The following is an 18,469-nucleotide window of genomic DNA, read 5'->3' on the forward strand; positions in this document are numbered from 1 at the left end:
TTGATAAAAAATTGTATCGAGAACGGCTGTTTTTAAATAAAAAACCTATTCTCGATACTAATTTTAAGCCTAAAAAGGCTAAAATTCACTCGAATTGACGAAATTTTATCATAATGCACAACGGGTTAAGTTAATAAAAAAACACTCCATAGCCTTAGAGTGCTTTCAATTTTTTTAAAGTTAAGTTTTCAAAAATTAAACTTTCATAATTTCTACATCTTTTATCTTGTAAATTTCATCTACTTCAGCTATATATTTATCCGTTAATTTTTGAACATCAATTTCTGTATTTCCTTGCATATCTTCTGATGCTTCAGTTTTTTTAATTTCATTCATAGCATCTTTTCTACTATTTCTAATACTTACTTTTGCTTTTTCAGCTTCAGATTTTGCTTGTTTAGAGAGTTCTTTTCTTCGTTCTTCAGTTAAAATGGGAACATTTATAATAATAACTTCCCCATTATTCATTGGGTTAAAACCTAAATTGGCAATCATAATAGCCTTTTCAATATCATGCAATAAATGTTTTTCCCAAGGTTGAACGGTAATGGTGTGTGCATCTAAAGTGCTAACATTTGCAACTTGAGTTAGTGGCGTTTGTGAACCATAATATTCAACCGTTACTCCGCCTAACATTGATGGTGTGGCTTTACTAGCTCTAATGTTTCTAAATTCATCTGCTAAGTGCAAAATAGCATTTTGCATAAGTTCTTTTGTGCTATCAACAATAAATTCTAGTTCTTCATTCATAATCAAAAAGTTTAATTATCGGAAATTATTTATCAACCTTTGTGCCAATATTTTCACCGGAAATAACCTTTTCAAGATTTCCTTTGGTGTTCATATCAAATACAACAATAGGTAAGTTATTTTCTTGACTAAGTGCAAATGCGGTCAAATCCATTACTTTTAAACCTTTATTCATAACATCTTTGTAAGTAATAGATTCAAATTTTGTTGCATTTTTATTTGTTTCAGGATCTGATGAGTAAATTCCATCAACTCTAGTTCCTTTTAAAATTACATCAGCACCAATTTCAATTGCTCTTAAAACTGCCGCAGTATCTGTTGTAAAATATGGGTTTCCAGTTCCTCCTCCAAAAATTACAACCCGACCTTTTTCTAAATGACGAACTGCCCTTCTTTTAATAAACGGTTCAGCAACTTGTTCCATTTTAATAGCTGTTAAAAGCCGTGTATAAATCCCTTCATCTTCTAAGGCACTTTGTAAAGCTAAGCCATTAATTACAGTGGCTAACATTCCCATATAATCTGCTTGAACTCTATCAATTCCGTTACTTGCCCCTGCAACACCTCTAAAAATATTTCCACCACCAATTACTATGGCTACTTCAATTCCTTTAGTTACAATTTTTTTTATTTCTTTAGCATATTCAGCTAATCTTGCTGGGTCAATACCATATTGGCGATCACCCATTAATGCTTCGCCACTTAATTTTAATAATATTCTTTTATAAGCCATAATTAATTTGAAAGTTATGCAAATATAATAAATAGTTGTTAGTATTTATAGCTATTACTTTTATAGATTTTTAAGGATTAGGATCTATTAATAACAGCAAGTTTATAATTAAAGATAATATAGAAATCAAGCTTTTGAAAATTTTGTACCTTGGCAATTAAATTTTTATTAAACAGAAATTACTTTAAAGAATTTTAATATGAAAGACCAAACAACTCCAACCAATAATAAAACTAATTATACTATTCCAATTTTAATAATAGCAGGGTTGTTTTTTGTATTCGGATTTGTAACGTGGATTAACGGAGCGTTAATTCCATTTATGAAAACCATTAATGAACTAACTTCTGCACAGTCATTTTTAGTAGCTTCAGCATCTTATATTTCATTTGTGGTAATGGCTTTACCAGCATCATATATTCTAAATAAAATAGGATATAGAAAAGGAATGTCATTAGGATTGTTAGTAATGGCTGTTGGAGCTCTCGTTTTTATTCCCGCTGCAGAAGCAAGAACGTATTGGGTGTTTTTGTCAGGTATATTCATACAAGGAATTGGAATGACTTTATTGCAAACAGCTGCAAATCCATACATTACAATTTTAGGACCTATAGAAAGTGGTGCAAAACGTATAGCCATTATGGGTATTGCAAATAAAGTAGCAGGGGCATTAGGATCTTTAATTTTTGGTACAATATTATTGTCTGGAATTGATGGAATAAAAGAAAAACTTTTACAAGTTTCAACAAGTGAAAAGGCTATTTTATTAGACGAAATGGCAAATAGTGTAGTTCTCCCATATATTATTATGGCTGTTGTTTTGGCGGTATTAGGACTTTTAATTTTAAAAGCACCATTACCTCATGTAGAGGCCGAACCAATTCAACCTCCAAAAGAAGGAGAAACTTCAAAAACAAGTATTTTTCAATTTCCACATTTATGGCTGGGTGTTTTAACATTGTTTATGTATGTTGGAGCAGAAGTAGTAGCTGGAGATACCATTATTGCATATGGAATTTCTTTAGGATTTCCTGCTGCAGATGCTAGGTTTTTTACAACTTTCACACTAATGGCAATGGTTGCCACTTACGCTCTAGGAGTATTTTTAATTCCTAAATATATTAGTCAAGCTAAAGCTTTAAGAATAAGTGCTATTTTGGGTATTATATTTACATTTTGTATTGTTTTTACCACTGGATTTACTTCAATTCTTTTTGTAGCAGCATTAGGAATTGCTAACGCATTGGTCTGGCCAGCGGTTTGGCCTTTAACTCTTAAAGGACTTGGTAAATTTACAAAAACTGCATCTGCATTATTAATAATGGCAATATCTGGCGGAGCTATAATCCCTCCATTATATGGCTTATTTGTAGATAATAATAAAGTTAATTTAATAGCTAAAGGACTTAGTGAAGTGGCTGCAACAGCACAAGCTGCAACTTCTGGATATTGGATTTTACTGCCTTGTTATATCATCATTTTATATTATGCAATTGCTGGGCATAAATTAGGATTGAAAAAAGACTAAATTTTAAATATGAAAACAAAAAGATTAATAGCACTTGATGTTTTAAGAGGATTAACAATTTCTTTAATGATTTTAGTAAATACCCCAGGAAGTTGGAATTATGTTTATGCTCCGTTACGACATTCAAAATGGAATGGATGTACACCAACTGATATGGTATTTCCTTTTTTCTTATTTATAGTAGGGGTATCTATGTGGTATTCTTTTAAAAAATATGGTACAGGGATTACTAAAAAAGGACTTTTAAAAGTTTTAAAAAGATTTTCAGTTATATTTTTATTAGGACTTTTTTTGAATGCTTTTCCGAAATTTAATTTTGAACATTTACGCGTTTTTGGGGTGTTACAACGTATTGCAATTGCATATTTGTTTGCTGCTATTTTGTGTATGAAATTTAATTTTAAACAATTATTAGTAATATGCTTTATGATTCTAGTTGGATATTGGATGATTTTATATTTTGGTGGACATGGAAATGTATATTCACTAGAATCTAATATTGCACGGAAATTAGATTTATTTATTTTAGGTGAAAATCATATCTATCATGGCTTTGGAATTTCCTTTGACCCAGAAGGATTATTATCTTCAATCCCTTCTATTGCAACTGTATTATTGGGGTATTTTTCTGGTCGATTAATTGAGATTTCAGATGGTATTTTACAAGCTATTAAAAAATTAATAATTTTTGGTATTTTAGGTGTAATAATTGGATGGTTTTGGGGATATTTATTTCCAATTAATAAACCGTTATGGACAAGTTCTTATGTTGTGTACACAGCAGGTTGGGCAATGTTAGTTTTAGCTTTATTATTATGGATTATTGATGTGAAAGAAATAAAAAAATGGGCAAATCCATTTATTCATTTTGGATCAAATCCATTATTTATTTTTATGCTATCAATACTTTATATTAAAGTTTTGATATATATTATAAAAATAACGACTACAAATGGTAATATTATTTCTGGTTATGGCTATTTATATAAAGATATTTTTGTGCCAATTGCAGGAAATATGAATGGATCTTTATTATTTGCTGTTAGTCATATTATTTTCTTTTGGCTATTTGCATATGTTCTATATAAAAAGAAAATATTTATAAAAATTTGATTATAAAAAAGGCTTCACTGAAAGTGAAGCCTTTTTATAATTTTATGTGTTATTATTTACACTAAAGATACACGTTTAAAATCGGTTACTTCAACACCTTTTGATTTAACGTAATTGGCAACTGTTTGTTTTTCATCTTTTATAAAGTTTTGGTCTAAAAGACATAATTCTTGATCTAAAGTTGTATTGTCAGAAATAAAGCGTTCTAATTTTCCAGGTAAAATTCTATCCCAAATTTGTTCAGGTTTACCTTCGGCTTTAAGTTCTGCTTTTATAGTTTCTTTAGCTTTTGCAATAATTTCATCAGTCAATTGTAATCTTGAAATATAAGTTGGAACATGTTTTAATGTTTTACCTAATCGTCCAAGTTCAATATTTTCTTTTTCAATAACAGCAATTCTTGCTTCAGTTTCAGAAGCAACAAATGTAGGGTCAAGATCTTTATAAGATAAAGTAGTTGCACCCATAGCTGCAGCTTGCATTGAAACATCTTTTGCAACTACGTCTGCATTATCAATATTTGCAGATAATACAGTTACGGCAGCAATTTTATTTCCTGCGTGAATGTATAAACCTACAAATGCTCCTGATACTTTTTCAAAACCGCCAATTTCTAATTTTTCACCAATAATACCAGTTTGCTCAATTAATTTTTCAGCAACGGTCATTTCTCCAAAATCAGCATTTAGAAATTCTTCTTTAGAATTAGTGTTTAATGCAACAGCAGCAAATTCTTTTGCCAATGCAACAAAACTTTCATTTTTAGCAACAAAATCAGTTTCACAATTTAATGAAATAATAACGCCTTGTGTATTGTCATCATTTACTTTTGCAATAACAGCACCTTCAGAGCTATCTCTATCTGCTCTTTTTGCTGCAACTTTTTGTCCTTTTTTACGTAAAATTGATACCGCTTTGTCAAAATCACCTTCGGCTTCAACAAGAGCATTTTTACAGTCCATCATACCTGCTCCGGTAGATTTCCTTAATTTATTAACTTCTGCGGCTGTAATTTTTGCCATATTCTATTAATTTTTATTGAAAATAATTTTCAATTATTAAACGTTTATTATTTAGTTTCTTGAGCTTTAGCAGCACTAGCTTTTTCAGCAGCTAATTTTTCTTTTGCTTCTTTAGCAGCATTAGCTTTTTCTGCAGCCACTTTGTCTTTTGCTTCTTTTGCCGATTTTCTTTCAGATAATCCTTCAGCAATATTTTCAGTAACATAGCCTAAAACTTTGTCAATAGATTTAGAAGCATCATCATTAGAAGGAATTACATAATCAATTCCTCTTGGATCTGAATTGGTATCAACCATAGCAAAAATTGGAATATTTAATTTTTTAGCTTCTGCTATTGCAATGTGTTCTTTTTTAACATCAATTACAAAAACAGCACCTGGTAAACGTGTCATATCAGTAATAGAACCTAAGTTTTTTTCTAATTTTGCTCTTTGGCGGTTAATTTGTAATTTTTCTCTTTTTGAAAGAGCATCAAAAGAACCATCTTGTTTCATCCTATCAATTACTGACATTTTTTTAACAGCTTTTCTGATAGTCACAAAGTTAGTTAACATTCCGCCTGGCCATCTTTCTGTAATGAAAGGCATATTAACACTTTTAGATTTTTCTGAGATAATTTCTTTTGCTTGTTTTTTGGTAGCTACAAAAAGTATTTTTCTGCCTGAGGCTGCAATTTTTTTTAATGCTTCAGAAGCTTCTTCAATTTTTGCAACAGTTTTATAAAGGTCAATGATGTGAACACCATTGCGTTCTCCATAAATGTAAGGAGCCATATTTGGATCCCATTTGCGAGTTAGGTGACCGAAGTGTACACCTGCGTCTAATAATTCTTTAATTTCAATATTTGTCATTTGTATTTAGTTTACGTTCCGTTGAGTTAGCAATAGGGAAGTAGCGGAAATCCGATCTTCCCTATTTGGATGCTAAACTTTTTACAGTCATTGACTGATTCAACGACAACTTGTTTAATTTTAATTTCAATGAACTGCCAATTATATTGGCAAAATAATTCAATAAAACGATTAACGTTTTGAGAATTGGAATTTTTTTCTTGCTTTCTTTTGACCGAATTTTTTACGTTCAACCATTCTTGGGTCTCTTGTAAGTAATCCTTCTGGTTTAAGAATTATTCTGTTTTCAGGATCAATTTCTATTAAAACTCTTGAAATGGCTAATCTAATAGCCTCTGCTTGTCCTGTTATACCGCCACCATAAACATTAACTTTAATGTCAAATGCTTTTGCATTATCAGTTAAGTTAAGGGCTTGCATTATTTTATATTGTAAAGTTGCTGTAGTAAAGTAATCTTTATAATCTTTTTTGTTTACGATAATATTTCCTTTTCCGTCAGAAACATAAATACGAGCAACGGCTGTTTTTCTTCTACCTATTTTGTGTATGGTTTCCATTATTTAAGATCGTTAAGGTTAATAGCTTTTGGTGATTGAGCTTCTTGTTTGTGTTCAGCACCTGCATATACATATAAATTTCTGTATAATGCACTACCTAATTTATTTTTAGGTAACATTCCTTTTACTGCTTTTTCCACCAATTTAATTGGATTTTTTTGAAAAACTTCAATAGCAGTTAATGATCTTTGACCCCCTGGATAACCAGTGTGACGAATGTAAGTTTTGTCACTCCATTTTTTACCAGTTAAATTTATTTTTTCTGCGTTGATAACCACTACATTGTCTCCGCAATCTACGTGAGGAGTATAGTTTGGTTTGTTTTTACCTCTAATAAGCATTGCTATTTTAGAAGCTAGACGACCCAACGTTTGGCCGTCGGCATCAACTACTAACCATTCTTTAGTAACGGTTGCTTTGTTAGCTGACACTGTTTTGTAACTTAATGTATTCACAATTAAATTCTTTGTTATAGTTAAATATTTATTTTTGTTCCCTAAAAAGGGAGTGCAAATGTACAAACTATTATTTAGATAACAAACTGAGAATTACAGATTTTTTGTGGTAAAAAAATAGCTATTTGTTTAAAGGAAATAGCACTTTGTATAAATAGAAAATTAATTATGAATTACAAGTTTTGAATTACCATTTTTAATTCATAATTGCTCATTATTAATTATTTAATGGGCTTCTAACCAGTTATTTCCTTCTCCAACATCAACGGTTAACGGAACTGAAAGTTTAAAAGCGTTTTCCATAGTTTGTTTTAGTAGTGGTTTTAACTTGTTTTTTTCTGATAAATGCATATCGAAAACCAACTCATCATGAACTTGTAATAACATTTTTGTTTTATAATTTCCTTTTTTTAATAATTGATTTATTTTAATCATTGCCATTTTAATAATATCGGCTGCACTTCCTTGTATGGGTGCGTTTACTGCATTTCGCTCATCGGCTTTTCGAACAATGGCATTTTGAGAATTTATATTTTTTAAATATCTACGGCGACCTAAAATGGTTTCTACAAAACCGTTTTCTTGAGCAATTTCTATTTGATTAGAAATGTAATTTTTTAAAGTTGGAAAAGTTGCATAATAGTTATCAATCAGTTCTTTAGCTTCAGCTCGTGATTTGTTTAATTGTTGTGCCAATGTAAAAGCTCCCTGACCATAAATAATACCAAAATTAACTGCTTTGGCATCGCTTCGTTGAGCACGTGTAACTTCTGATAAAGGAACGTTAAATACTTTTGAAGCAGTTGCTTTATGGATATCTTCTCCTCTTTGAAAAGATGCTATCATACTTTCATCTTCGCTTAAGGCAGCGATAATACGAAGTTCAATTTGGGAATAATCTGCAGCTACCAGCGTATAATTTTTATCACGTGGAACAAATGCTTTTCGCACTTGTTTGCCTCGTTCTGTTCTAATTGGAATGTTTTGGAGATTTGGATTTAAAGAACTTAATCTACCCGTTGCTGCAACGGTTTGACTGTAAGTTGTGTGTATTCGTCCTGTTTTTGGATTTACTTCATTCGGTAACGCATCAACATAAGTATTTTTTAATTTTACTAATCCACGCCACTCTAAAATATTTTGTACAATAGTATGTTTTGATGCTAATTTTGATAAAATTTCTTCTCCAGTTGCATATTGTCCCGTTTTAGTTTTTTTTGGTTTTTCAACTAGTTTTAAATGTTCAAATAAAACATCACCCAATTGTTTTGGCGAAGCTAAGTTAAATTCAACATCAGCTTCCTTATAAATTTTAGTTTCTAAATCTAAGATATCTTCAGTAAGGTTTTTTGATAGCGAATTTAAAAAAGGTTCATCTAACTTTATTCCTTCCATTTCCATAGAAGCTAAAACTGAAAGTAAAGGAATTTCTATTTCATTATAAAGTTTGGTTAAATTTAATTCTTCTAATTTCTTTTCAAAAAGGGGTTGTAATTGAAACGCAATATCAGCTTGTTCGCAAACAAAATTTGCTTGTTTATCTAAATCTATTCCCTTAAAATTTAGTTGATTTTTTCCTTTTTTCCCAATGATAGATTCCAATGAATTAGGACTGAAATCTAAATAAGTTTCGGACAAAACATTTAAGTTATGACGCATGTCGGGTTGTAATAAATAATGTGCCAACCGAGTGTCAAATAGTTTTCCCTTAAGTTTTATTTGATAATTGCTTAAAAGTTTACTGTAAAATTTTAAATGTTGTCCAATTTTTTCAATGTTATCGTTTTCAAAAAAAGGTTTGAATTCTTCTAAAATATTTGGAATTTCATTTTGAATAAACGGAATGTAATATCCTGAATTTTCTTGATAAGAAAAAGCTATTCCAAGCCAATTACAAGTTAAAAAATCGGCTTCTAAAGTTTCAATATGAAAACTAACTTTTGTTTGATTGTTTAATTTTGATAAAACTAATTTTCTGGCTAAAGAAGTTGTTATGTATTGGTAAACTTTTTCAGAAGTAGCATTTTTTATTGAGCTATTTTCAGGAGCATTTGAAAATAAATCAAATTGTTGAGTGGTTGTATTTTGTATTTTTGAAGTGTTTTCTTCTTTTTTTTCTGATGAATTAATTTCAGGGTGGTTTTTAAATATTTTTGGAAGACTTTCATTAATTCGTCTAAATTCTAATTCTTTAAAAATTTCATTTGTTTTTTCAAAATCGGGATGATTTAATTCAAAATCACTTTCATTAAAAGTAACTGGGCAATCAAGCATTATAGTTGCTAATTTTTTGGAAAGAAGTCCCAAATCTTTGTTGGCTTCAATTTTTTCCTTCATTTTACCTTTAAGCTCATGAGTATTAGCTAAAAGATTTTCCATACTTCCATATTCTTTTAAAAACTTTTTAGCTGTTTTATCACCAACACCAGGTAATCCGGGAATATTATCAACCGCATCGCCCATCATTCCTAAATAATCAATTACTTGTTCAGGACGTTCAATTTCAAAGCGTTTTTGAACTTCAGGAATTCCCCAAATTTCAATTCCATTTCCCATTCTTGCGGGTTTATACATGAAAATATTTTCAGAAACCAACTGTGCAAAATCTTTATCAGGAGTTACCATAAAAGTTTGAAAACCTGCTTTTTCCGCTTGTTTTGAAAGCGTTCCAATTAAATCATCGGCTTCAAAACCTTCTTTTTCAATAATTGGAATGTGCATAGCCTCTAATATTTTATGAATATAAGGAATTGCAATTTTTATAGCTTCTGGAGTTTCTAATCTGTTTGCTTTATAACTTGGCAATGCTTTGGTTCTGCTATGAGAACCGCCCTTGTCAAAAGCAACCGCTAAATGATCCGGTTTTTCACGTTTAATAACATCTAAAAGTGAATTTGTAAACCCTAAAATAGCGGAAGTATCCATTCCTTTTGAGTTGATTCTTGGGTTTTTAATTAAAGCATAATAACCGCGGAAAATTAAAGCGAATGCATCTAATAGAAAAAGGCGTTTTTGTTTTGACATGTATTTTAATTAAGCATTTTTAATTGGAGTAAAAGTAATAAAATCAATTTTAACAAATCCTTAATTCATTTGGAAAACTATTATTTAAAATATAGATTATATTTACTTTAAATTGAATTTGTTTTTATGGTTAGATGGCTACTTTTTATAGTTTTTATTTTATTAATCGATTTTTACGCTTACCAAAGTGTAAAATTACTGACTAAAAACAGGTTAATTTTAGTAATTTATTGGCTTATTTCATTAGCAATTTTGGTAAATGTAATTTATCATTTGTCAAATTTTAGAGGAAGTCACGGATTTAATCATTCTTTAATGTTAGCCATTGGATTATTAATTTTATCAATAATTCCTAAAATAACAGCTATTCTAGTTTTGTTTTCTGAAGATATTTTTAGAGTTTTCAATACTGGATTTTCTTACTTTTTTAATTCCTCAACAACAACTCATTTTCTTGAACGGAGAGTTTTTGTGAGCAAGGTTGCGTTAGGTTTAGCAGCTATTCCTTTTGCGTCTATAATTTATGGAATGACTAAAGGGAAATATAATTTTAAAGTGATAAAACACACCTTATTTTTTAATGATTTACCTGAGGCTTTTGATGGATTTACAATTACTCATATTTCTGATATTCATAGTGGAAGTTTTGACGATGCCGAAAAAATTAATTATGGAATTGATTTAATTAATGAACAAAAATCTGATGTAATTTTATTTACTGGTGATATTGTGAATAATACCGCAGATGAAATGGATAGCTGGATTTCGTATTTCAAAAAATTAAAAGCACCTTTCGGGAAATATTCAGTTTTAGGTAATCATGATTATGGAGAATATGTTCGTTGGAATTCTTCCGAAGAAAAAGATCAAAATTTTAAAGCGATAAAAGCTATTCACCCAAAAATAGGATTTAATTTATTGTTAAATGATAGTGTTTATTTAGAAAATAACAATCAGAAAATTGCTTTAATTGGTGTTGAAAACTGGGGAACTCGATTTAAAAAAGCAGGAGATTTAATAAAAGCTTCTGAAAAAATTAATAAAGAAGATTTCAAAATTTTAATGAGTCATGATCCATCTCATTGGAATACCGAAGTTAAAAATCATCCAAATAATTATCAGTTAACTTTAAGCGGTCATACTCACGGCATGCAGTTTGGTATTGAAATTCCTGGGTTTAAGTGGAGCCCAATTCAATATATTTATAAACAGTGGGCGGGAATTTATAAAGAGTTTAATCGATATATAAATGTAAATCGTGGTTTTGGTTTTTTAGCATTTCCTGGTAGAGTTGGTATTTGGCCAGAAATTACCGGAATTACCTTGAAAAAGAAGTAAATACTAATTTTTTAAATTAAAATGTTACATTTGTATAAGGCATTTTGATAAAAGCAAGTTTTTAAGAATAATAATATGGCAAAATTTGGAGAGTTAATTAGTTCAGATATTCCTGTTTTAATAGATTTTTTTGCTGAATGGGATGATGAAGAAAATAGTTTACACAGTATTTTACGTGATGTTGCAGCAGCTTTAGGTGATAGAGCAAAAGTGATAAAAATTGATATGGAAAAGAATGAAATATTAGCAAATGCTTTGAGAATTAAAGGAAATCCTACATTTATCATCTATAAAAATGGTGAAATGAAATGGCGTCAATCTGGAGACCAAGATGCTAATACCTTAATTAGTTTAGTGGAACAGTATGTTTAGTAGATTGCTTTAAAAGCAAATCCTTTTTCAGAATAATACTTTAAAATTTTAGGTAAAACATATTTTAAATTTTCAATTGCTTTTTTGCTGTCATGAAAGGTAACAACACTGCCGTTTTCAGTATTTTTTATAACGTTATGTAAACATTGTTCTTTAGTAATTGAAGTGTCAAAATCAGCACTTAATACATCCCACATAATAATTTTATAGCCTTTTTTTCGTATCTGTTTGGCTTGTGAAATTTTAAATTTACCATAAGGAGGTCTAAACAAATTGGGTTTTATTTTTGTTGTTTTTAGTATAGCTTTTTCACCAGAAGCTACTTCTAATAAGTATTTATCAGTGGTCATATTTAAACCTTTTGCATGGTTGTGAGTATGGTTTCCAATAGTATGACCTTCATTAATAACGGTAGAAACTATTTTAGGATGATTAACTACATTTTTTCCAACACAAAAAAAAGTAGCTTTTGCTTTGTGTTTTTTAAGTTCATTTAAAACCCAAGTAGTTATTTTTGGTGTTGGACCATCATCAAAAGTTAAATAAATTACTTTTTCTAATGTAGAAAATTTCCATTTCCAATTACTAAATATATGTTTTACGACCTTTGGTGTTTTTACAATATACTTTTTCATTATTGATCCTTAATTAAAAAATCATACAATTTTAGATAACTAATGTATTCATCTTTAATAGAATTTATATAATCTTTATCGTCATATTTTGAAGCTGTTTTAACCAATTGGTCATACATTAATAAATTACGTTCAATTTCATCATAAACCGATGGTATTTCATTTTCTGGATATTGACTAAAATAAGTTAAATCTTCTTGGAAAACTTCTTTTAACTGTTTGGCCAAATGTCGTGCTTTCTCTTTTTTACCTAGTTTATAATACAGTTCTACATACGGAATTAACATGCTATAATGTCCAAATTTGTGCACAGGCATTTTTTCTAAAGAAATATCTAAAATTTCTTCTGCCTTTTTCATTTTGTTTTCTTTGATTAAGGCTCTGACTAAACGCTCCATATTATTACGATAAGTAACTGCGTTTTTACGAGTTTCAGGATCTAAATAAACATTGTCATCGGTAATGGTTCCCCAATCCCAATTTTTGACTTTTTTATACATTACATCTGCGTCAATCCTTCCCATATCAAAAAAGCTTCCTTTATCTGGGGTTCTAATAGGTACTAATTTGTAGGCTAAGCCATCTAATTCAAGGTAATCTTTCATCCAGATATATTCTTCAGGAGCTTGTGCACCTCCAGTAAAATATATTGGACGTTTCCAATGGTTATTAGCCATAATATCTAACATTAAAATTCTGTTTTTAGTCAAAGTGCTTCCAATGTTAATATCGATATAAGGAACAATTAAAGCAGAATCTTTTTTTGCAACAATACCGTTTTTTAATACAGCTTCTTTATCAACAGGAATTCGTATTTTATTGGTAGGTAAAACTTTATCGGGTATTCCATCATCATCTAAATCATAAAAAGTTATTTTGTTTTTACTTTGAATCCATTTCATAAAATAGTTGATATCCATCACGGAATCTTTGTATTTTGGGAAAAGTTCTTCAAAATAATAAGCAATATCTAAGGATCCCCATTTATAATCATCATGTTTTAATTGTGACGGAATTGGGTCGGCATCATAAGTTTTGCGTTTCATTTGGTCGATATACCAATCCGTTTGAAATAAACTTGTATTTATGGTTTTTATATCGGTTCTATAATTTTCAGCTTCTTGCATATACCAAAGTGGGAACGTGTCATTATCACCAATAGTAAATAGTATGGCATCTTTATCACACGAATCTAAATATGCTTTTGCATTTAGGCGAGCTGTATATCTGTTGGATCTGTCGTGGTCATTCCAATTTTGAGAAGCCATAATGGTTGGTACAGCTAATAACGAAATTACGGTTGTGGCAATTGCAACCGCATTTTTATTAGCATATTTTTTCAGTTTTTCATAAATGGCTAAAACTCCAAAGCCAACCCAAATTGCAAAAATGTAAAAGGAACCAACTACGGCATAATCTCTTTCTCGAGGTTCAAAAGGTTTAGGATTTGTATAAAAAATAATTGCTAATCCAGTAAAAAGGAAAAATAGTAATAAAATGTAAAAATCTTTTTTGTTTTTATTAAGTTGAAAAAATAATCCTATAAAGCCCAAGATAAAAGGAAGAAAATAATAGGTGTTTCTGCCTTTATTATTTTTCATATCTGTTGGTAAATTAGACTGTGGACCTAAATGCCAAGTATCAATAAAATTAATTCCGCTTAGCCAATTGCCATTTAAATTATCTAGCTGACCTTGTATATCATTTTGCCTTCCAACAAAATTCCACATAAAATAGCGAGCATACATATAACCAAATTGAAAATCGAACATAAATTTTAGATTTTCTAAAAATGTTGGTCTGCGTTTACTTTTTTGAGGAATACCAGCAATTGCTTTATAATTTTTAATAACAGAAGCATCGGTACTAACCATTCTAGGAATAAATCCTTTTTGAGTACTGCTCCAATTGGGTAATGCATTTTTGTAATGATTTACAATAACATATTCTCCAAGTTTCTCATTTTTCTCATATTTAGGTTTATCATCCTTTGTGGGTTGATCTTTATCAGTTTCTCTATTATAAATTATAGAATAATAAGTATCATAAAAAACATTGGTATCACCATATTGTTCTCTGTTGTAATAGGCCAATAACTCTCTTGCACTAGACGGATCGTTTTCATTAATGGTGGTATCTGCATTTGCTCGAATAGGAAGCATTAACCAGGTTGAAAACCCCATCATAATAAATAAAACAGAAAGAATAAGTGTATTAGCTCCTACTAATTGTTTTTTATGAGTGTAGCTCAAACCAAAATAAAAAGCAGCTATTAAAAGGATTAAAGCGATTATACTTCCTGAATTGAAAGGAAGTCCAATAGAATTCACAAAAAATAATTCTAAACCACTAAAGTATTTTAAGGTGAACGGAAACAACATTTTAAAAACAAATGCTAGTACTAAAATTGCAACTATATTAGCGATAACAAATTGTTTTATATTTAAATTTTTATATTTTTTGAAAATGTATAAAAATACTATTGATGGAATTACTAATAAGGATAGAATATGAACTCCGAAAGATAAACCAACAATAAAACTTATGAGTAACAACCATTTATTACCTTGCGGTTTATCCATGTCGGCTTCCCAACGCAATCCTAACCAAAAAAGTAATGCCATTAAAAAAGAAGACATTGCATACACTTCTCCTTCAACTGCACTAAACCAAAAACTATCAGTAAACGTATAGGTTAAAGCACCTACTAAACCACTTCCTAAAATTGCAATTCCGGTACTTTTTAATAGGACTTCTTTTTTTGAAATTAGTCTTTTTGCTAAGGCAGTAATAGTCCAAAACATGAATAAAATAGTAAGTGCACTAGATAAAGCAGACATTAAATTCACCATTTTTGCAAGTTCGGTTGCCTTAGAAGTAAACATGGCAAAAAATGCACCTAGCATTTGAAATAAAGGAGCTCCAGGTGGATGTCCAACTTCTAGTTTTACGGCTGTTGAAATATATTCGCCGCAATCCCAATAGCTAACAGTAGGTTCAATAGTTGATGCGAAAGTATAAAGAGCAATTGCGAAAACAAACCATCCAGTAATGTTGTTCCACTTTTTAAAGTTGAATGAATTCATGTATATTTTTTTATTGATGCGAATTTAACAAAATTAAACTTAAATATTAAGAAGGTAACACCTTTGAAGTCTTAATAAAATATTAAAATAGTATATTTTCAAAAAAAACAAAAAAATTATTTGTTGAATTAAAACTTTAAGTTAAATTTGCAACCTGAAAAATGACCCATGGTGTAATGGTAGCACTCCGGTTTTTGGTATCGTCAGTCAAGGTTCGAATCCTTGTGGGTCAACAAAAAAGCTTCAATTTATTGGAGCTTTTTTTATACTTTAAATGTAATAACAGGTAATTCAGCATGGTTAGATATATCTTTTCCAATACTACCAGTAAATAAATAGGATAATCCTTTTCTACCACTTGTGTTTATTAAAATTACATCAGCATCAATAACACTAGAGAAATTAATAATACCAGCTTCAACAGAGGTATCATTATAAATATTTAAGGTGTAATCTCCTAAGTCATAATTATTTATAAAATTTCTTATGGCGTCGCTCGATTCCTTTGTAGTTTCAAAATTACTAATAGTATTAATTTTTAATAAATGAATTCTTGCGTTAAACAGAGATACAAAATCTAATATTTTTTGAAAAGATGCCTTATTTTTTTTCTCAAAATTAGATGCAAATACAACATTCTCAATTTTAAAATGGTCAATTTCATTTTTTATAACTAACACCGGAATTTTAGAATTTCGCACCACTTTTTCAGTGTTAGAACCAATAAGCATTTCTTCCAATCCTGAAGTTCCTTTGGATCCCATTACAATTAGATCTACTTTTTTATTTTCGCTTTCTTCTATAATTCCGTCAAAAGCTTTATGAAATTGAACAGAATCTTCTACTTCTAAGCCTTTAAAAAAAGAGAGTTTTTTAAATTCTTCAAATTTTTCGTGAGCCCTTTTTAAAAATAACAAAGCAGTTGGAGCATTACTTGATGAGCCATAACTAGAAGGATCAATAACACCAGTTGGAAGTTCAAGCATATGCAACAAGTAAATTTTTGCGTTAGAAATTTTTGCAATATCCGTAGCTACTTTTGCGGCATATTTTGCTTGTTCAGAAAAATCGACAGGGACTAAAATACTTTTCATAAAATTGTGGTTAGATTATTGCATACATGGTAAAAATAGCAATTTTAAATTAAAAAGAAGAATGATTTTTTATCAATTAAAAAAATGTTACTATATTTGCACCGAAATTAAAGAGATTAAAGTGGAAAGGAGGGGACGGTAAGTCCCCTCTTTCTATAGAAAAAATGGATAAGGTTACAGTTAAAAACTTGTTAAACGAGGCTCTTGAAGAAAATTTAAGTTTATTTTTGATAGCGTTAAATTTTTTGCCAGACAATAAAATTTTAGTTGAAGTGGATGGAGATAACGGAATTTCTCTTGAAGAATGTATTAGAATTAGTAGGGCTATTGAACATAATTTAGATCGAGAAGAAGAAGATTTTTCGTTAGAAGTAACCTCGCCAGATATAGCAAAACCATTAGTTGTAAAACGGCAATATAAAAAAAATATAAATCGTACCTTACAGGTTAAATTAATCGATAATTCAAAAGTTGAAGGAAATCTGAACAATGTAAATGAAGATTTCATTGAATTAGAATGGAAAGCAAGAGAACCAAAACCTGTTGGAAAAGGTAAAATAACAGTGGTAAAAAATAAAACAATATCTTTTAAAGATATTTTAGAGGCAAAAGTGAAATTATTATTTTAATAAAATGAATGCATGGAAAATTTAGCATTAATTGAATCATTTTCTGAGTTTAAAGGAGATAAAAATATTGATAGAGTTACGCTTATGGCAATACTTGAAGAAGTATTTAGAGCAGCTTTAAAAAGAAAATTTGGATCTGATGACAATTTTGATATTATTATAAATCCAGATAAAGGAGATTTAGAAATATGGAGAAATCGTATTGTTGTTGCAGATGGTGAAGTTGAAGATCCTAACGAAGAAATAGAACTATCCGAAGCCCAAAAAATTGAACCTGATTTTGAAATTGGAGAAGATGTTTCTGAAGAAGTTAAGTTAATGGATTTAGGAAGAAGAGCTATTTTGGCTTTACGTCAAAACTTAATCTCAAAAATATATGAACACGATAGCACTAACACCTTTAAACATTTTAAAGAATTAGAAGGAGATATTTATAGTGCAGAAGTGCATCACATTCGTCATAATGCAATTATTTTATTAGATGATGATGGTACTGAAATTATTTTGCCAAAAAGCGAACAAATACGATCTGATTATTTTAGAAAAGGAGATTCAGTTCGTGGCATTATTAAATCGGTAGAATTACGTAGTAATAAACCCGTAATTATATTGTCAAGAACAGCACCTGAATTTTTAGAAAAACTATTTGAGCAAGAAATACCAGAAGTATTTGATGGCTTAATTACTATTGAAAAGGTTGCCAGAATACCAGGTGAAAAAGCAAAAGTAGCCGTTGATTCATATGATGATAGAATTGATCCTGTTGGTGCCTGTGTTGGTATGAAAGGATCTAGAATACATGGTATTGTTAGAGAATTAGGCAATGAAAACATTGATGTACTTAATTATACGAAAAATACAGAATTGTTTATAGCACGATCTTTAAGTCCAGCAAAAGTAGCCTCAATGGTTATTCATGAAGAAGAAGGTAGAGCTGATGGTAAAAAAGGAAGAGTAGAAGTGTTTCTAATGCCAGAAGAAGTATCTAAAGCCATTGGAAAAAATGGAGTTAATATTAGATTAGCATCTCAATTAACAGGATTTGATATTGATGTTCAACGAGAGGGAATTGAAATGGAAGATGATGTTGAATTATCTGAATTTTCTGATGAAATAGAAGGTTGGATTATTAAAGAATTTAGTAACATAGGAATTGACACAGCCAAAGGCGTATTAGATAAAAGTGTTGAAGAACTTGTAAGTAGAACAGATCTTGAAGAAGAAACTATTTTGGAAGTTCAAAAAATATTAAAAGAAGAATTTGAAGATTAGTTTTTAAAT

General features: G+C 29.8%; 16 protein-coding genes and 1 tRNA gene. 7 read left to right on the forward strand and 10 right to left on the reverse strand.

The features are described 5' to 3' along the window. Positions 1-195: 195 nt before the first annotated feature. Entirely contained in the window at positions 196-750 is a 555-nt protein-coding gene (gene frr, locus L3J60_RS07860) for a ribosome recycling factor (protein WP_291974948.1), read from the reverse strand. A gap of 25 nt (positions 751-775) precedes the next feature. Next, complete coding sequence (gene pyrH, locus L3J60_RS07865; RefSeq protein WP_291974949.1) at positions 776-1,483, reverse strand: UMP kinase; 708 nt, start codon at positions 1,481-1,483, stop codon at positions 776-778. Between the two features lie 199 nt (positions 1,484-1,682). Here pyrH and L3J60_RS07870 point away from each other — a divergent pair, with 199 nt between their 5' ends. Next, complete coding sequence (locus L3J60_RS07870) at positions 1,683-3,011, forward strand: sugar MFS transporter (RefSeq protein WP_291974950.1); 1,329 nt, start codon at positions 1,683-1,685, stop codon at positions 3,009-3,011. A gap of 9 nt (positions 3,012-3,020) precedes the next feature. After that, a complete protein-coding gene (locus L3J60_RS07875; RefSeq protein WP_291974951.1) occupies positions 3,021-4,124 on the forward strand; it encodes a DUF5009 domain-containing protein in 1,104 nt (367 codons plus the stop codon). Positions 4,125-4,180: 56 nt separating this feature from the next. On the opposite strand, the gene tsf is transcribed toward L3J60_RS07875, so the two are convergent. The 5 genes from tsf to polA all read right to left on the reverse strand — a co-directional run bounded on the left by tsf (position 4,181) and on the right by polA (position 10,034). Then, the gene (tsf, locus tag L3J60_RS07880) at positions 4,181-5,146 is read right to left on the reverse strand and encodes a translation elongation factor Ts (protein WP_291974952.1); all 966 of its coding nucleotides are present in this window, start codon (positions 5,144-5,146) and stop codon (positions 4,181-4,183) included. Between the two features lie 47 nt (positions 5,147-5,193). Then, complete coding sequence (rpsB, locus tag L3J60_RS07885; protein WP_291974953.1) at positions 5,194-5,997, reverse strand: 30S ribosomal protein S2; 804 nt, start codon at positions 5,995-5,997, stop codon at positions 5,194-5,196. A gap of 171 nt (positions 5,998-6,168) precedes the next feature. Next, entirely contained in the window at positions 6,169-6,555 is a 387-nt protein-coding gene (gene rpsI / locus L3J60_RS07890) for a 30S ribosomal protein S9 (protein ID WP_291974954.1), read from the reverse strand. Next, on the reverse strand, positions 6,555-7,010 hold the full coding sequence (gene rplM, locus L3J60_RS07895; protein WP_291974955.1) for a 50S ribosomal protein L13: 456 nt from the start codon (positions 7,008-7,010) through the stop codon (positions 6,555-6,557). Before rplM ends, rpsI begins: the two co-directional genes overlap by 1 nt. 225 nt (positions 7,011-7,235) lie before the next feature. Then, positions 7,236-10,034 carry a DNA polymerase I gene (polA, locus tag L3J60_RS07900; RefSeq protein WP_291974956.1) on the reverse strand — a complete coding sequence of 933 codons (2,799 nt, stop codon included), beginning with the start codon at positions 10,032-10,034 and terminating at the stop codon, positions 7,236-7,238. Positions 10,035-10,160: 126 nt separating this feature from the next. Between polA and L3J60_RS07905 the strand changes: the two genes are divergently transcribed. Next, a complete protein-coding gene (locus L3J60_RS07905; RefSeq protein WP_291974957.1) occupies positions 10,161-11,372 on the forward strand; it encodes a metallophosphoesterase in 1,212 nt (403 codons plus the stop codon). A 75-nt stretch (positions 11,373-11,447) separates the two neighbouring features. After that, positions 11,448-11,744 (forward strand): thioredoxin domain-containing protein, encoded by a 297-nt coding sequence (locus L3J60_RS07910; protein ID WP_291974958.1) that lies wholly within the window; start codon positions 11,448-11,450, stop codon positions 11,742-11,744. On the opposite strand, the gene L3J60_RS07915 is transcribed toward L3J60_RS07910, so the two are convergent. Both L3J60_RS07915 and L3J60_RS07920 read right to left on the reverse strand, forming a co-directional pair. After that, a complete protein-coding gene (locus L3J60_RS07915) occupies positions 11,741-12,379 on the reverse strand; it encodes a polysaccharide deacetylase family protein (protein ID WP_291974959.1) in 639 nt (212 codons plus the stop codon). The two genes, L3J60_RS07910 and L3J60_RS07915, sit on opposite strands and share 4 nt — an antisense overlap. Then, a complete protein-coding gene (locus tag L3J60_RS07920; RefSeq protein WP_291974960.1) occupies positions 12,379-15,465 on the reverse strand; it encodes a DUF2723 domain-containing protein in 3,087 nt (1,028 codons plus the stop codon). The genes L3J60_RS07915 and L3J60_RS07920 overlap by 1 nt, the downstream gene beginning before the upstream one ends. A 162-nt stretch (positions 15,466-15,627) precedes the next feature. On the opposite strand from L3J60_RS07920, the gene L3J60_RS07925 reads away from it, so the two are divergent. Further along, positions 15,628-15,698: transfer RNA gene (locus L3J60_RS07925), tRNA-Gln, on the forward strand. A gap of 30 nt (positions 15,699-15,728) precedes the next feature. Here L3J60_RS07925 and L3J60_RS07930 read toward each other — a convergent pair. Then, the gene (locus L3J60_RS07930) at positions 15,729-16,559 is read right to left on the reverse strand and encodes a universal stress protein (protein WP_291974961.1); all 831 of its coding nucleotides are present in this window, start codon (positions 16,557-16,559) and stop codon (positions 15,729-15,731) included. A gap of 164 nt (positions 16,560-16,723) precedes the next feature. On the opposite strand from L3J60_RS07930, the gene rimP reads away from it, so the two are divergent. Together rimP and nusA are read left to right on the forward strand one after the other, a co-directional pair. Beyond that, complete coding sequence (rimP, locus tag L3J60_RS07935; RefSeq protein WP_291974962.1) at positions 16,724-17,188, forward strand: ribosome assembly cofactor RimP; 465 nt, start codon at positions 16,724-16,726, stop codon at positions 17,186-17,188. A gap of 12 nt (positions 17,189-17,200) precedes the next feature. Then, positions 17,201-18,460 (forward strand): transcription termination factor NusA, encoded by a 1,260-nt coding sequence (gene nusA / locus L3J60_RS07940; protein WP_291974963.1) that lies wholly within the window; start codon positions 17,201-17,203, stop codon positions 18,458-18,460. The last annotated feature ends 9 nt before the right edge of the window (positions 18,461-18,469 follow it).

It is taken from the genome of Lutibacter sp. (assembly GCF_021647475.1).
Classification (GTDB): Bacteria; Bacteroidota; Bacteroidia; order Flavobacteriales; family Flavobacteriaceae; genus Lutibacter.

Excerpts from the sequence above, each read along its gene's own strand:
- L3J60_RS07910 (WP_291974958.1), top strand. The coding sequence starts at position 11,448 with ATGGCAAAATTTGGAGAGTTAATTAGTTCAGATATTCCTGTTTTAATA.
- L3J60_RS07870 (WP_291974950.1), top strand. The coding sequence starts at position 1,683 with ATGAAAGACCAAACAACTCCAACCAATAATAAAACTAATTATACTATT.
- rimP (WP_291974962.1), top strand. The coding sequence starts at position 16,724 with ATGGATAAGGTTACAGTTAAAAACTTGTTAAACGAGGCTCTTGAAGAA.
- rpsB (WP_291974953.1), bottom strand. The coding sequence starts at position 5,997 with ATGACAAATATTGAAATTAAAGAATTATTAGACGCAGGTGTACACTTC.
- nusA (WP_291974963.1), top strand. The coding sequence starts at position 17,201 with ATGGAAAATTTAGCATTAATTGAATCATTTTCTGAGTTTAAAGGAGAT.
- tsf (WP_291974952.1), bottom strand. The coding sequence starts at position 5,146 with ATGGCAAAAATTACAGCCGCAGAAGTTAATAAATTAAGGAAATCTACC.
- L3J60_RS07920 (WP_291974960.1), bottom strand. The coding sequence starts at position 15,465 with ATGAATTCATTCAACTTTAAAAAGTGGAACAACATTACTGGATGGTTT.
- rpsI (WP_291974954.1), bottom strand. The coding sequence starts at position 6,555 with ATGGAAACCATACACAAAATAGGTAGAAGAAAAACAGCCGTTGCTCGT.
- polA (WP_291974956.1), bottom strand. The coding sequence starts at position 10,034 with ATGTCAAAACAAAAACGCCTTTTTCTATTAGATGCATTCGCTTTAATT.
- L3J60_RS07905 (WP_291974957.1), top strand. The coding sequence starts at position 10,161 with ATGGTTAGATGGCTACTTTTTATAGTTTTTATTTTATTAATCGATTTT.
- L3J60_RS07930 (WP_291974961.1), bottom strand. The coding sequence starts at position 16,559 with ATGAAAAGTATTTTAGTCCCTGTCGATTTTTCTGAACAAGCAAAATAT.
- pyrH (WP_291974949.1), bottom strand. The coding sequence starts at position 1,483 with ATGGCTTATAAAAGAATATTATTAAAATTAAGTGGCGAAGCATTAATG.
- L3J60_RS07875 (WP_291974951.1), top strand. The coding sequence starts at position 3,021 with ATGAAAACAAAAAGATTAATAGCACTTGATGTTTTAAGAGGATTAACA.
- L3J60_RS07915 (WP_291974959.1), bottom strand. The coding sequence starts at position 12,379 with ATGAAAAAGTATATTGTAAAAACACCAAAGGTCGTAAAACATATATTT.
- frr (WP_291974948.1), bottom strand. The coding sequence starts at position 750 with ATGAATGAAGAACTAGAATTTATTGTTGATAGCACAAAAGAACTTATG.